This is a genomic window from Paraburkholderia sp. GV068 (assembly GCF_003058125.1).
Taxonomy (GTDB): Bacteria; Pseudomonadota; Gammaproteobacteria; order Burkholderiales; family Burkholderiaceae; genus Paraburkholderia; species Paraburkholderia graminis.
This window is the reverse complement of sequence record NZ_QBUB01000002.1, coordinates 354,092-367,828: the sequence shown is the minus strand read 5'-3', so window position 1 is coordinate 367,828 and position 13,737 is coordinate 354,092. Positions and strand designations below refer to the sequence as shown.

16 protein-coding genes are annotated in these 13,737 nt (G+C 60.5%); 5 read left to right on the top strand and 11 right to left on the bottom strand.

Going from position 1 to position 13,737, the window contains the following annotated elements; genetic code table 11:
- Window positions 1-4: 4 nt before the first annotated feature.
- Both C8K18_RS06540 and C8K18_RS06535 read right to left on the bottom strand, forming a co-directional pair.
- Entirely contained in the window at window positions 5-775 is a 771-nt protein-coding gene (locus C8K18_RS06540) for a PP2C family serine/threonine-protein phosphatase (RefSeq protein ID WP_029967036.1), read from the bottom strand.
- Window positions 776-780: 5 nt separating this feature from the next.
- Window positions 781-1,068 carry a hypothetical protein gene (locus C8K18_RS06535; protein ID WP_006047232.1) on the bottom strand — a complete coding sequence of 96 codons (288 nt, stop codon included), beginning with the start codon at window positions 1,066-1,068 and terminating at the stop codon, window positions 781-783.
- A gap of 461 nt (window positions 1,069-1,529) precedes the next feature.
- Between C8K18_RS06535 and C8K18_RS06530 the strand changes: the two genes are divergently transcribed.
- Both C8K18_RS06530 and C8K18_RS06525 read left to right on the top strand, forming a co-directional pair.
- Window positions 1,530-2,024 carry a lecithin retinol acyltransferase family protein gene (locus C8K18_RS06530; protein ID WP_006047231.1) on the top strand — a complete coding sequence of 165 codons (495 nt, stop codon included), beginning with the start codon at window positions 1,530-1,532 and terminating at the stop codon, window positions 2,022-2,024.
- A gap of 40 nt (window positions 2,025-2,064) precedes the next feature.
- A complete protein-coding gene (locus C8K18_RS06525) occupies window positions 2,065-2,319 on the top strand; it encodes a hypothetical protein (protein WP_006047230.1) in 255 nt (84 codons plus the stop codon).
- On the opposite strand, the gene C8K18_RS06520 is transcribed toward C8K18_RS06525, so the two are convergent.
- A complete protein-coding gene (locus tag C8K18_RS06520; protein WP_107707000.1) occupies window positions 2,316-3,194 on the bottom strand; it encodes a LysR family transcriptional regulator in 879 nt (292 codons plus the stop codon). The two genes, C8K18_RS06525 and C8K18_RS06520, sit on opposite strands and share 4 nt — an antisense overlap.
- Before the next feature lie 100 nt (window positions 3,195-3,294).
- Here C8K18_RS06520 and bla point away from each other — a divergent pair, with 100 nt between their 5' ends.
- Window positions 3,295-4,242, top strand: a complete 948-nt coding sequence (gene bla / locus C8K18_RS06515) for a class A beta-lactamase (RefSeq protein ID WP_107706999.1) — start codon at window positions 3,295-3,297, stop codon at window positions 4,240-4,242.
- A gap of 37 nt (window positions 4,243-4,279) precedes the next feature.
- Here bla and C8K18_RS06510 read toward each other — a convergent pair whose 3' ends face one another.
- The 3 genes from C8K18_RS06510 to C8K18_RS06500 all read right to left on the bottom strand — a co-directional run bounded on the left by C8K18_RS06510 (window position 4,280) and on the right by C8K18_RS06500 (window position 6,820).
- Window positions 4,280-4,630, bottom strand: a complete 351-nt coding sequence (locus C8K18_RS06510; RefSeq protein WP_006047227.1) for a response regulator — start codon at window positions 4,628-4,630, stop codon at window positions 4,280-4,282.
- A gap of 5 nt (window positions 4,631-4,635) precedes the next feature.
- Window positions 4,636-6,108 (bottom strand): ATPase domain-containing protein, encoded by a 1,473-nt coding sequence (locus C8K18_RS06505; RefSeq protein ID WP_006047226.1) that lies wholly within the window; start codon window positions 6,106-6,108, stop codon window positions 4,636-4,638.
- Between the two features lie 241 nt (window positions 6,109-6,349).
- Complete coding sequence (locus C8K18_RS06500) at window positions 6,350-6,820, bottom strand: MarR family winged helix-turn-helix transcriptional regulator (protein ID WP_181324824.1); 471 nt, start codon at window positions 6,818-6,820, stop codon at window positions 6,350-6,352.
- Window positions 6,821-6,915: 95 nt separating this feature from the next.
- Here C8K18_RS06500 and C8K18_RS06495 point away from each other — a divergent pair, with 95 nt between their 5' ends.
- Window positions 6,916-7,962, top strand: a complete 1,047-nt coding sequence (locus C8K18_RS06495) for a phytoene/squalene synthase family protein (RefSeq protein WP_107706997.1) — start codon at window positions 6,916-6,918, stop codon at window positions 7,960-7,962.
- 118 nt (window positions 7,963-8,080) lie between these two features.
- Window positions 8,081-8,329: a hypothetical protein gene (locus C8K18_RS06490; protein ID WP_107706996.1), complete on the top strand. Its 249-nt coding sequence runs from the start codon at window positions 8,081-8,083 to the stop codon at window positions 8,327-8,329.
- 213 nt (window positions 8,330-8,542) lie between these two features.
- Here the strand turns inward: C8K18_RS06490 and C8K18_RS06485 are convergent, their stop codons facing one another.
- From C8K18_RS06485 to C8K18_RS06465, 5 genes are all read right to left on the bottom strand, one after another.
- Window positions 8,543-8,860, bottom strand: a complete 318-nt coding sequence (locus C8K18_RS06485; protein WP_029967025.1) for a DUF4148 domain-containing protein — start codon at window positions 8,858-8,860, stop codon at window positions 8,543-8,545.
- Between the two features lie 165 nt (window positions 8,861-9,025).
- Window positions 9,026-10,555 (bottom strand): alkaline phosphatase family protein, encoded by a 1,530-nt coding sequence (locus tag C8K18_RS06480; protein ID WP_107706995.1) that lies wholly within the window; start codon window positions 10,553-10,555, stop codon window positions 9,026-9,028.
- A gap of 227 nt (window positions 10,556-10,782) precedes the next feature.
- Complete coding sequence (locus C8K18_RS06475) at window positions 10,783-11,646, bottom strand: ABC transporter permease (RefSeq protein ID WP_006047220.1); 864 nt, start codon at window positions 11,644-11,646, stop codon at window positions 10,783-10,785.
- Between the two features lie 16 nt (window positions 11,647-11,662).
- On the bottom strand, window positions 11,663-12,457 hold the full coding sequence (locus tag C8K18_RS06470; RefSeq protein ID WP_107706994.1) for an ABC transporter ATP-binding protein: 795 nt from the start codon (window positions 12,455-12,457) through the stop codon (window positions 11,663-11,665).
- A gap of 38 nt (window positions 12,458-12,495) precedes the next feature.
- On the bottom strand, window positions 12,496-13,515 hold the full coding sequence (locus C8K18_RS06465; protein WP_006047218.1) for an ABC transporter substrate-binding protein: 1,020 nt from the start codon (window positions 13,513-13,515) through the stop codon (window positions 12,496-12,498).
- Between the last annotated feature and the right edge of the window lie 222 nt (window positions 13,516-13,737).

Sequence of the window (13,737 nt, the reverse complement as noted above, 5' to 3'; positions counted from 1 at the left end):
TTTGTCATGGCGCGGGATTCAGCAGCGTTTTGTCGGCGGCATAAGGATCTTCCGCGCGCACGACGACTGCCGTGATGTTGTCCCGGCCGCCGCGCTCGAGCGCGAGGCTCACGAGTAGATCCGGCGCGTCGGCGTGGGCGGCTGTGTTGAGCACCGCCAGCATGTCGGCTTCGTCGACCTCGTTGCTCAGGCCGTCGCTGCACAGCAGGAAGATGTCGCCGTCCGCGACTTCGATTGCATCGTCGTCGAGTTCGAGCAGATCGGTCGCGCCCACGGCACGCGTAATCATATGCTGCGCGGGATGATGCCGCGCTTCTTCATCGGTAATCACGCCGAGCGACTTGAGCGCTTCAACCTGACTGTGATCGCGCGTGAGTTGGCGCAGTTGTCCGTCGCGCACGAGATAGAGGCGGCTGTCGCCGGCCCACACATAGCCGCAAAAGCGATCACACGCGAGAAGCACGACGACAGTGCTGCCGATGCGCTGCACCTGGCGGCGCGCGGCCTCTTCTCTCAACTGACGATTCGCGACCTGCAAATGCGCGCGTGCGTCCGCGATAAACGCCTTCATGCTGACGGGCGGCGCGAGCCGCTTTAGCGCGTCGATCACGAGGCGGCTCGCGAGGTCGCCGACCGCGTGCCCGCCCATGCCGTCCGCGACGGCCCAGCGTCCCAGTTCGGCGTCGTCGAGGCAGGCATCTTCATTGACTTCACGCACGCATCCCGCGTCGGAACGCGCGCACGACGTCCAGCGGAATTGGCTCGCGCAAGTCACAACGGCTACACCATATCGTTTCTGCTGCGTGCGTCGGGAGCGACGCTAATGTTCGAGTTCGCACCGGTATTGCGCACGTCGACCGACTGGAACTGGTTGATCATCTGGTTAGCATAGAAGTTGTTGGACACCTCGTACAGGTTCACGACCGGCCCAATGCTCGGCGTTTCCCGCACATAAGGCTGAATCCATCCATAGACCCACGGCGCACCGCCTCCGCCGCGAATCGCCGCCATTGCTTTGCGGTCGAGTGCGAGGTTCAGCGAAAGATCGTTCACAGAAATAGAAGCCATGTCGTTCTCCGGTTGACCGCGTGCGCGACGCGCGCGGTTTTTATGGATCTGGGCGAGATAGTGCAAGCGCTATGCCAATTCGTACGCGACGTCCTGCGTTCTTCTGTGATGCGTTGACTGGCGTGGGACCGCGGGCCGCTCGGAGCGTGTCGGGCGAGTCGCATGCAAAGCGATAGGTCGGGCAGTAGCCAACATTCACGCGCCGCAACCGGTGTGGCGCCCAACACTTTCTCAACGCATCGCGAGGCTTCCAAAAAGCTCTCCAAAGCACAGCTCGTGACGTGACAAAAGATCGAGAATCGCCAACACATCGACCCGATTTCTGTCGGTTCAAGGCCCACACTCGCGTCGTTAAAAGCCGCGTATTTTCGCGCAAAGCCCTATAAACAAGGGCTTCCGAGCGCATGGCCCGGATGATGCAAAAGACCTCGCAACAGTGTTGGAAACAAACGAGGCAAGCCATGAACACGAACTCTCTTCAGACGACAAGCGATGCGGCCGATGAACCGTCGTCCACCATCGACTTGCCGATCGGTTCGCATCTGGTCTCCACCCGCTGCGGTTACGAACATCACGGCATTTATGTGGGCAATGGCCGTGTGGTTCATTACGCGGGCTTTGCCGGTTCGGCGCATCGCGGCCCGGTTGAAGAAGTCGAACTCGACCGCTTCGCCGCCGGGCATCCGCTGACGATCAGAGCGACGCTCGGCGCGCGCTACCTCGGCGAAGAAGCAGTGCGCCGCGCGCGCTCACGTCTCGGCGAGAACCGCTACCGCCTCTTGACCAACAACTGCGAACACTTCTGCGCGTGGGTGCTGCTTGGCGAAAGCCGCAGCGAACAGGTGCATTGCAGCTTGCGCCATCCGCGCACGGGCATGCATGTGCTGATGTGCCTCGTGAAGGCATTCGTCGAGGCCGGCGCGAAGAACAGGCAGTTCGCCGCGCAAGTGGCGTGAGTTATCGAAAGAGATGAGTGAAGAAACCGAGGAGAACATCATGGCTGCTGCTGAAAAGACCTTGCACTGGGCCGTCGACAAATGGCTTGCACCTACGCCGTCGATGCCGGCACGAGTGGTCGAGTTCTGCCACCGCGCATCACTGCATCAGCGTTTCGTGCGCGTTGAGGCGCTGCGTCCGGGCGGCCTGCTGTCGATCTTCTTCTTCCGTCACGACGACGGCTCGTGGAATGTATTTCCGCCGCAAGCCGAGCGCCCCGCGATGAACGGCTATCGTCGCACGGGCTTGTGCTAATCCGGCGTGTGTGTGGCCGCTTCCTTGACGAGCCACTGACTGAACAGCAGCATCGCGGGCGTCATCGGCTTGCCCTTTAGCCATGTGAGCCAGTAACTGCCGGCATGGACTTCGACATCGAACGGACGCACGAGGCGGCCCGTATTGATCTCTCGATCGAACATCAGCGCAGGCGCGAGTGCGATGCCCGTGCCCTGCATCGCCGCTTCGACCATCAATCGCGAAGAATCGAACACGGGTCCGCGAATGGGCCGCGGTGGAATGCCCGCAGCGGCGAACCAGTTGCTCCAGTCATCCGCGCGATAGGAACGCAGCAGCGTTTGGTCGGCGAGATCCGCGGGCGTCGACAGACGCGCTGCAATTTCCGGCGTGCATAAGAGCGCGAGCGGTGCATCGAGCAGGCGTGTCGCGAGTGAACCCGGCCACGTGCCGTCGCCGAAACGGATTGCGAAGTCGAGGCCTTCGGTCGCGAGATCCACGAGATTGTTGTTCGTCAACAGCCGCAATTCGACGAAGGGATGAGCCTCTCGAAACGATTTTAGCCGTGGCATGAGCCAGCCGACCGCGAACGTACCCACCACGCCGACCGTCAGCACTTCATGAAAGTGGCCGCCTTCGAATTGCTTGAGCACGGCTTCGATGCGATCGAATGCGTCAGTCAGGACGGGACGCAATGCAAGACCCTCGTCGGTCATCGCGAGACCGCGCGGCAAGCGCTTGAATAGCGTGGTGCCGAGACGTTCTTCGAGCGATCTGACCTGCTGGCTGACAGCGGCCTGGGTGACATTCAGTTCGAGTGCCGCGCGAGTAAAGCTCAAGTGCCGGGCGGACGATTCAAAAGCGCGCAGCGCGTTAAGCGGAAGATAAGGTCTCATGGCCGAGGCATAAGTTTTTCTTGTGAGCGCATTAACTTATCATCGTTTGTCAGCGGCGGCGGGAAAACCGATAGTTGCGGCTTCACACAAAGGAGCGGCAATGATCACGAGAAGAAAATTCGCGGGTGCGATGCTGGGCGTTTCGATAGCTGGGGTTGCGTTCGGCAACGGCGGCGCGTGGGGCAAGAACGCGGAATCGGGCAAGGCAATCAATGGAGCGCGGCAGCGGCAACAGTTCGCCAAGGCGGATGCGATTCGCGCGCGGCTCGAAGAGATCGAAGCACAAAGCGGTGGACGGCTCGGCGTGTCGATCGTCGACACGACCTCGGGACTGCACGCCGGCTTGCATGCGGACGAGCGCTTTCCGATGTGCAGCACGTTCAAACTGCTCGCCGCGGGCGCGATCCTCGCGCGTGTCGATGGCGGCGAGGAAGATCTGCAGCGGCGCATCGTCTATCCGGAAAGCGAACTGGTGCCGTACTCGCCGGCGACGTCGAAGCACACTCGCGAGCGCACCGGCAACGCGGGCATGAGTATCGCGGAGTTGTGCAAGGCGGCGATCACGCTCAGCGACAACACCGCGGCTAATCTGCTGCTGCAAAGCTTCGGCGGTCCTGCTGCACTGACTGCATTCGCGCGTAGTCTCGGCGACGGCATCACGCGGCTGGACCGCAATGAGCCGACGTTGAACGAGGCGACGCCTGGCGATCCGCGCGATACGACGACACCGAATGCAATGCTCGGCAATATGCGCGAACTCCTGCTTGGCGAGCGTTTGAAGTCGTCATCGAGAGTGCAATTGCTCGCGTGGCTCGCGGGCAATGAGACCGGCGGCGCGCGTCTGCGCGCAAAGCTGCCGAAAGATTGGGGCGTGGGCGACAAGACCGGCACGGGCGATCACGGCACCGCGAACGACGTGGCGATTTTCTGGCCGCCGGGACGCGGCCCGATTCTTGTGGCGGTCTATTTGACCGGCACTGCGGGCGACGCCGCGCGCAACAACGCGGCGATTGCAAACGTCGGCGCGCTGGTGGTGGAGTCGGTTTGACGCTGCAAGGCGGTGGTGAGCCGCAGTAAGAGAAGCGCTACACCGACATCCGCTTGAGCATTGCGAGCAACGCGTCGAACGCGATCGGCTTGCGCGCGTATTCGATAGACGGATTGGGTTGCACTGGAATATCCGCGGCCGCGCTGCATAGAATGATCGGAATGTCGCGCAGTTCGGGATCGGCGTAAAGCGCCGCGCACAATTGCAGCCCCGACATGACCGGCATCATGCAGTCCGATACGATGATGTCGGGCCTCGTTCTGCGTATTTGCTCGAGCGCGACGGCGCCATTCGATGCGGTCAATACCGTATAGCCGTGGCGCTCGAGCAGCAGCCGCCATACCGTGAGGATGTCGAATTCGTCATCCACGACCAGAATGGTTTTCATGGGTGCTACGCCGGTCGCCGCGGCTGCAACGTCGCGGACAGACCTGATGCCGAAGAAACCGTGGCGCTGAGCGGGCTTTCGATAACATCGAGCCCTTGCGACGAAATCACCAGCTCATGCGTGGACGGATCATGTGCGCTTTCGCGCTGCTTGACGATGGAGATCGCGCGCCGCAGTCCCGCGTCTGTCTCAGCGTAACGCAGCAGCACGAGGTTCTCGGTGAGTGCCGAAACACGCGTGGTTCTCGAATGGCCGTGATCGGAATGGAGCGGCATTTCTTCTATGACCAGCGTCGTGATGCCGGCCTCGCGCAACTGATGCAGCAATGCGTTAAGGAACAGCCCGAAGCGCTCCACGCGCAACGCGGAATCGCGGAAGCCTTCCACTCCGTCGATCACCATGCGCGTCGCCCCCATGTTCTTCGCGGTGGCGAGCGCCTTCGCGGCGATTTCGTCGACGGCGAGTTCAATGGCGGGCTGCCATTGAATCAGGAGACGGCCGTCTTCATACGCTTCGTTCAGCGGGATCGAAACGGCCTCGGCTTTGCCGAGGAGCCGTTGCGGTCCTTCGTAAAAGCCGAGATACAGACAACGTTCGCCGCGCGCGACGCCCGCTGCGAGAAACTGCAAACTCAGCATCGTCTTGCCGACGCCCGACGGTCCGATCAACGTCGCGGTCGAGCCTTGCGACAGACCGCCGCCGAACATGACATCGAGATGCGGCAAGTCGAAACCGACCCGTGCTTTAAGATCGACCGGTCCACTCGGCGCGGCGCATTGTGCTTCGAGACGCGGGAACATCAGAAGCCCGCTTTCGGCGATGCGAAAGTAGTGCTTGCCCATCAGATGATTGCGCGCACGCATCTTGTGCACTTCGATTTCGCGCGCGCGGCGCATGCCGTCGCTATAACGGTTGAGTTCTATCAGACCGTCGACAAGCGTATGTTCCGGATGCGGCTCGTTGCCGGACAGCGGCGCGAGCAACAGCGTCGTGCAGTCCATTGCCGCGACGAGAGCGTTCAACTCATGAATGAACTTGGACAACGACAGCTCCGTCTCGCTGAACTCGCGCGCGCTACGAAAGCCGTCGATGATCATCAGGCTCGGCCGGTAATCGTAAATGCTCGACGCAATGAGTTTCAGAAAGCCGTCCAGGCCGTCCTGCATCAGTTCGTGATAGCCGGAGACAAAAAGCATTTGCTGCGCGACGGCTTTTTCGTCGAAGAAAGTCAGGCCTTTCAGGTGCGCAAGCAACTTGTCGTGCGATTCGGCGATGAGCGTCATGTACAGCACCTTCTCGCCGCGGCTTACGCGATGAAAGCCGATCTGGCTCGACAGGATCGTCTTGCCGGCGCCGGCCATGCCTTCGAGAAGATAAACGCCGCCGCGCACGAGACCGCCGCCCAGGATCTCGTCAAGGCCGGGCACGCCCGTTTCGACGTTAGTGCGAGAGAGGGGCGGCGATTCGTGAATGTTCATTATCGTGTGTGGTTGGACTGCGACTAGCGGCGCTCGCTGACGTCAGTGCGTTGCTTAAGCTAACTACGTCAGCAAAGTGCGTTCCCGCTGTTTACCCGCAGTGGCGTGAATACGAAGCAGCGAAGATTGAAAGTTGTGTTCGGCAAGCGCCCGAAAGTACAAAAGAAGTACGTGCGACGTGGCATATCGGGCGCGGCGGCATGAAGTCATCGCCATTATCAGACGCCACTGCTTGCCGACGCTACCCGCGCAAATTGCGTACGAAACTTTCGAGGTGGCGCTGCACCGTGCCGGCTGTTTCCAGTTCGATGCCTTCGAGCATCTGCTTTTCAATGATTTTCACCGCCTGCTCGCATTGGCGCAGTACGGTACGGCCCTCGTCGGTCAGTTGCAGCAGCACGATGCGGCCATGCGTGGGATCGGGCTCGCGGCTCACCCAGTTGCGGCTCGCCATCGCGTTCATCACTTCGTTGGCTGATTGCGGGGTGATGAACGAGCGCTCGGCAAGCTGCGCGTTCGACGCTTGCCCTTTCGCTTCAAGCACGGAGAGCGCGGTAAATTGTGCGAGGGTCAAGCCGAGCGGCGCGAGGGCTTCGCTCATACGACGCCGCAAGATACGGTCGAGGCTGCCGATCACATAAGTGAGCCGCAGGCTGGGTCGGCGAGTACGCGTGGCGCTGGGTTCAAGAGTCGAATTCTGGTTTTTGCTCATTGTCGGCACGAGATTCAGGCTATCCCGCATCTTAGCGCGGCTTGCCGTATACAATTGCCCACCGCCTGAATTTTGCCAATACTGATATCGCACCCATGCCGACTCCGACCCGGGCCTTTCTTCTCGGTCCGCTCCTGAAAGGCGTATCACGCTCGTTCTACCTTACGCTTCGCGTGTTGCCGGTGGGCATGCGCGATCCAATCGGCCTCGCCTATTTGCTCGCGCGTGCCGCCGATACCATCGCGGATACCTCACTGATCGCGCCGGAACAGCGGCTCCAATTGCTGCTGTCATTGCGCGATCAGATCAACGGCGTGGCAAACGACGGCGCGCTGTTCCAGCGCATGGCCGCAGAAGTCGCGGGTCAGCAGAGCCAGTCGGACGAGAAGCTGCTGCTCGAATCGCTCGGTCCCGCGCTAGACGTGCTGACGCAATTGAGCGAGCCGGACCGCAAGGCCGTGCGCGCGATTGTGTCGACGTTGACCGAAGGCATGGAATTCGATCTGCGCACGTTCCCCGACGAACGCTCAGGCCGCATCGCGGCGCTGCGCGAATATGGTGAGCTCGACCGTTATACGTATCTGGTGGCGGGTTGCGTCGGCGAATTCTGGACCACGATGACCTACGCGCATATGCCCGGCACGCTGAAGGAGCGGCCCGACATCATGGCCGCCCGCGGTGTGCGCTTCGGCAAGGCGCTGCAAATGACCAACGTATTGCGCGATTGCGGCAAAGACCTGCGCATTGGTCGCTGCTATCTTCCGCAAACGATGCTGGAACAGCACGGCCTTAGCCCGCAAGATCTTTTGCTGCCGGCCAATTCGCTGCGCGCGCGTCCGCTGATGGTCGAATTGTTGCGCAAGACGCTCGATCATTTCCGTGAGGCGCTCGATTACACGCTCGCGATTCCCGCTTTTTCCGTGCGCCTGCGGCTCGCATGCTTGTGGCCGATTCTGATCGGCCTCGAAACGCTGCTGCTGCTCGTGGACAACAAGGCGTGGCTCGATCCGCAGCAGGTCTCCAAGGTGCGGCGAAACAAGGTGTATGGGATCATCGCGTCGTCGCTGGTTTTAGTTTCGTCCAATACATTGGTGCGTCGATCAATCGAGCAGCGCATTCGGGACATCGAAGCGCGCTTCTGACGCGGCCTCCCTGTGATCGCGCGATTTAACCTGCATCAGAAGACACGCGAGAATCGGGAAACCCCTAACACCGCGCGCAGAGGGTTCGCGTTAGTCTCCTCGAAGGAGGAGACGATCCATGAGACAGGCGTTCAATATTGCGGTGGTGCTGTTGCTTGGCTATCTGCTGGCCGACCGGGCGCTCATGCGCGCGCAGGCCGGTGAAGTAGGGACGATCACGTGCCATCAGGGCGCGGAACTCGTCAAGGCGAACGCGTTCAAGAAGGGTTTCGGAGAAGCCGGCGCAAGCAGCCAGGGTGAAAATTTCCTGTCGAGCTGCCTCGTCACGGGCCGCGGCCAGGTGGGCGATCTGATCGCTCGCGACTGATTCGCCAATCGGCTCGTTGCACGCACAACTGTCGGCATTGGCAAAAAAGCGCCTGGACCGGTGCGATCCAGGCGAAGTCATCGGTAGCCGATGACGGAGGTAACACATAGCGAACTGGCCCGCGATCGGAATGACCGGTCGCGGGCCAGTTCGTTTGGAACGGATCAAACGGGATCCGCCCTGGCGGCGCGATAAACCGCGAACCGTTCCTTCTTAGTTGCCGAAGTAAATGGACTTCGCGCCATTAGCAGACCCCGTGCGGCCCGATTGCGATGAGCCGGTGGTCGCGCCGCCGTAGCTCGATATCGCCGGCTGCGCGGTGCCATTTTGCTCGGCAACGCGGTTTTGTGCAGCCTGTAGATCGGCAGGATAGTAACGGTCGGCACGGCTCGGCTCGTAGCCGGCCTTTTCCAGTTGAACCAGTTCGGCGCGCACTTGAGCGCGAGTCACCGGCTCATTGGACTGCGCAAACGAAGCGACAGGAGCGGCCAACACGGTGGCGACAACAACGGCTTGAATGAGCGATTTCATGATTAACTACCTCCAGTTCGGTGTTTATTGCGCTACGAACCTTGTTGTTCGCAGCCAGTGATTACATTGTAGGTTCGCAAACTGGAGAGAGTAATGGCGCATTTCGGTAAACTTCGTTGCTGGAAATGAGATAAACGTCTGGAGCTATCGTGCCTATATGCGCTCTCAATCGCCGCGCGTATTGAGAGCGTCATGAGCCTCATGCGCGACTTCCGACAGCCGTGTGAATGCGTGGTTCGTGCGCGCGTCGCGTTGATCGCGCGCCCGATAGAAGTCTTTGCTAAGCCACTGTCCGACGCCGATCATCGCCGAACCTAACGCGCTTTTCATGCGCACCCAGCCGTTCTGCGCACGCGCGACATTCGCCGTCGACACGACCACCTCCGTCGTCAATCGATCCAGTTCCGCGTGCAGAAAGTCCGCGAAATGGTGCAGCCCCTGCTGATTGTTATTCGACGACTTTTTTTCCAGTTCGACGTGCTCGGGAATGAGCGATTGATTGCTCACGCGAATGAACTGCGGTGTATCGGTACGCGCCGCGCCGGTAGTGCGGATTGCGAGTCCGACGCTTGCCGAAGCTTCAGTGCGCTTGCCGAGCGGCGCCATCTTCCACTTGTCGCAGAGATAGTTCAGCAGGCTGCAATGGTCGAATTGCGCATGACAGACGCCGCTATCGCACCACGGCGAAACGAGAATGGCGGGCACGCGCACGCCGAGGCGCTTGAAGTCGAACGCGTTCGTATGCTCGTCTGGCGCCACCGCATCTGGCGGCGGCACCACGTGATCGTAAAAGCCGCCATGCTCGTCGTAAAGAATCACAAATAAAGTGCTTTCCCACAACGGCTGGTTCGAGCGCAGGGCATTGTAGGTATCCGCGATCAGCTTTTCCGCTTTCATGATGTTGTGCGGCGGATGATCGTCGTTTTGCGCCTCGCCGAAGTACTTCGGCTCTATCAGTGCAAACTCGGGAAATGCGTCTTCGGCGCCTGCGGCGTCGTGGAAGAACGTATCGAAGTAGCGGTAATTCGCGAGGTTCTCGGGCTTGCGTTGATTCTTCAACAACAACGACGCGGGAAAGTCGTAGAAATAAACTCGCCAGCGTTTTTGCGCCTCGTTCAGGCGGTCGAAAATCGTGTCCTGATCCTGTTCGGTGTACCACTTCGGATTAAGTGCATCGAGGCCGGACGGCATACCAACCCGGCCTTTCGAAGTGCCGCTAAGCGCGAAGTAGCGGTTAGGCCAGGTCGGGCCGGGCATCGACGAAAACCATCGGTCGCAAACGGTGAAGTGCTCGCCAAGCGTATGCAGCGCCGGCAGGAAGCCGCGTGGATAGTAGCCCATGATGTCTTGCCGCGCGGCAAGACTGCTCTTGGGATAATCGTCCGTGAAGGAGCGCACGAAGCCGCTGTTGTTCCCGTCGATCTGCCTTAACACCGCCGAATGCCGGTGATCCGGATCGAGCTTCATTTGTCGCGCGTACGTGGGGCGAGGTGAGAAGACGTGGCCCTGGCCGTCGTCATTTGTTTTCGCCGCAGCGTTGCGTACGCCGTCCAGATCCTTGTGGACTTCGTCGAGGCAGCCGAGCATCTGATCGAAGGAATGGTTTTCCATGAGCAGAGCGACTACGTGGCGAATCGGGTCGTTCTGCGCAGGGGGTTGCTGTTGTGCCGCTTTGCCGAATTGGACGTCGTCCATGTGCATCGCTCCAGCAGGAAGTACGCAAGACTGAACTTGTCATGCGTGAGCTTGCAAACGTAGCGCAAAACGCGCGCTAGTGAAAGCGTCGCATGGAAAGGCCCGCACGCGCGCGGCGCTTGCAACAACTCGAAGAGACAAAGAAAAAATGCCGCTCGGTCGGCGACCGAACGGCATTTCTTTTACTGCCAAGCCGTGCTTTTACACCACGGCAACGCGACTGAAGTTCAAACCGCGGCGGGGCGCCATTTCAGCAAGCGCTGCTCGACGGCCGTCAACAGATAGTCCGCGGCGAGTGCGACGACGGCGAGTACGATCATCGCCGCGAACACGCCGCTTGCGTTAAACGCGCCTTGCGCAGTGGAAATCAGAAGGCCAATACCTTGCTTCGAGCCGAGGAATTCGCCGACCACTGCGCCGACGAGCGCAAAGCCGAAGCTCACGTGCAAGCTCGCGAGAATCCAGCTCAATGCCGAGGGAATCACAACCGACGTCGTCACCTGGCGGCGAGACGCACCGAGAATCTGCGCGTTCGCAATCATGTAGCGATCCGCTTCGCGCACGCCCTGAAACGCATTCGCGAACACAACGAAGAACACCATCACCACCGCGAGCGCGACTTTGGAAGCCATGCCGAGGCCCAACGCGATCACGAACACGGAACCCAGCACTACACGCGGAATCGAGTTCGCGATCTTGATGTACAGGCTGAACACGTCCGACAGCAGCTTGTTACGTCCGAGCACGATGCCGCAGAATATGCCGGCAACGGAACCGATAATGAAGCCGAGTCCGGTCTCTTCCAGCGTGACCCAAACCTGCGTGAGAAGCGGCCCTTGCGAGGTGCCGTTCACAAACCAGTCGACGATCTGATCGAAAATCGCGCTCGGCATCGAAAAGAAGAACGGGTCGATCCACTTCAGGCGAGCGGACAGTTCCCAACCGCCGAGCACGACCACGAGCACCGCGATACGCAGAGAAATCACCAGTAGTTGACGTTGGCGAATACGTTTTTGCGCGACCCGTTCGACGTGTTCGAGCGAAGCAGTGTCGATGCCCGTGGGCATGGTCTGTTGAGGGGTTGTCGACATGTTTGCCTTTCCTTGATTAACCGATCTGCACTTCTTCGCGCAGGTCGTGCCAGATGTCTCGCGAGATTTCGATGAAACGCGGGTCGTAGCGAACTTCCGACGTGACGCGCGGACGCGGCAGGTCGATGTCGTAAACCTTCTTCAGCGTAGCGGGCCGCGCGGTCAGCACGAACACGCGATCGGCGAGTGCAATTGCTTCCTCGAGATCGTGCGTGACGAACACCACCGACCCCGCGCCGCCCCACAATTGCAGCAGTTCATCCTGCATCAACGTGCGCGTTTGCATGTCGAGCGCCGAGAACGGCTCGTCCATCAACAGAATCTCGGGGCGGTTGATGAAGGTCTGCGCGAGCGCCACGCGTTTGCGCATGCCACCCGAAAGTTGATGCGGATAATGCTTGCTGAACTTGTCGAGGCCCACGCGGCGCAGCCATTCGTTCGCTTCGTCGTAGGCGGCGGATTTCGAGCGGCCGCGATATAGCGGACCGGCCGCGACGTTGTCGATGACCGAGCGCCACGGGAACACCGCGTCCGCCTGGAACACGAAGCCGATGCGCGGATCGATGCCGTCAACGGGCGCACCCATCACGCGAACTTCGCCGGTAGTGGGCTTCAGCAAGCCGGTAATCATGCTGAGCGTCGTGGATTTGCCGCAACCCGTCGGGCCGACGATAGCGACAAACTCGCCGCGCGCCACCGACATGCTGAAGTCGCGCAACGCAACGGTGGCCTTGCCGTCCGGCGAAATGAAACGGCAAGATACGTTGCGCAACTCAATCGCAGGCGTCTCGCGTGACATGGGTTGATTCATCGGCTGATGCCTCGCAGTTCTCTTGTTGTTGATCGGCGTTACTTCGCCGCGGTCTTGACCGGCGCCGCCACGAAGTCGTTCGTGTAGGTCTTGGCGAGGTCGATATGCTTGCCCTTCACCGAAGGATTGAATGCGGAAAGTACTCGCAGCACGGTCTCTGGGCCGTCGGCGGGCATCTTGCCGTCCTTCGTGAACATCGGCAGAGAAGCCTTCAATGCGCCGATATACAGATCCTTGTTGCTGCCGTAGTAGTCCTTCGGCATCTTCGCGGCGATGTCTTCGGCGCTATGCGTGGCGATGAAGTTCAGCGTCTTTGCGAAAGCGTGCGAGAGTTTGGCGGCGTCGCTCTTGTGCGATTCGGCCCACGCGCGTTGCACGTAGAAGCTGGAAGCCGGATAGGTGCCGCCAAGCGCGGCACGCGTGCCTTCGAGCGTGCGCATGTCGATCAGTACTTTTGCATCGCCGGTCTTCAGCAACTGCGAGACTGTCGGCTCTGTGGTCATGCCGGCGTCGATCCGGTTCTGCTTGATGGCCGCGATGAAACTGTTGTCCGCGCCCACCGGCAGCAGCGTGTATTGCGTGGACGGCACGCCCGCGCGCTGTGCGAGGTACTGCGTGAGGAAACTCGTCGACGAGCCCAGGCCCGTTACGCCCAGCGTCTTGCCCTTTGCGTCGGCCATGCTTTTGAAGGTGTCCGCGGCTTTCGTGGAAACCATCTCCACTTCACCGGGCACCTGGCCGAAGATCACCAGCGCCTCGACTTCCTTGCCTTTGCTCTGCAGGTCGATGGTGTGATCGTAGAAGCCCACCACGCCTTGCACCGCGCCTGCGAGCAGTTCGTTTTCCGCGTCCACGCCGGCCGGCTGCGAAAGAATTTCGACGTCGAGGCCTTCGTCCTTGAAGTACCCGAGTTGCTCGGTGAGCCGCGCCGGCAGGTAGATGATCTTGGCGGCGCCGCCGACCATGATCGTGATTTTCTCCGCATGAGCGGCGGTCGAAGCAGCGGCGAGGGCAAACGCAACACTGGACACGGCGGCAATCTGGCGCAAGGTACGCATGAGGCAGTCTCCTGGGTTTAGTCGCCGCCCGATGTTGCGCGCGGCGCTTTTTGGATGAATGACGGCGATTATAGAAATTGAAAACCTTCTGCGAGCTTTCGGCGCTGTAGGGAAACCATGAGTGTTAACCCCGAAGTGCCGCGAGGCGTGCGTCGCGCGCTGCGCGGCACATCGGCTCGCAATACGCGCAAAGCCCTTTTTTTGCGGCACAATCGACGCCCT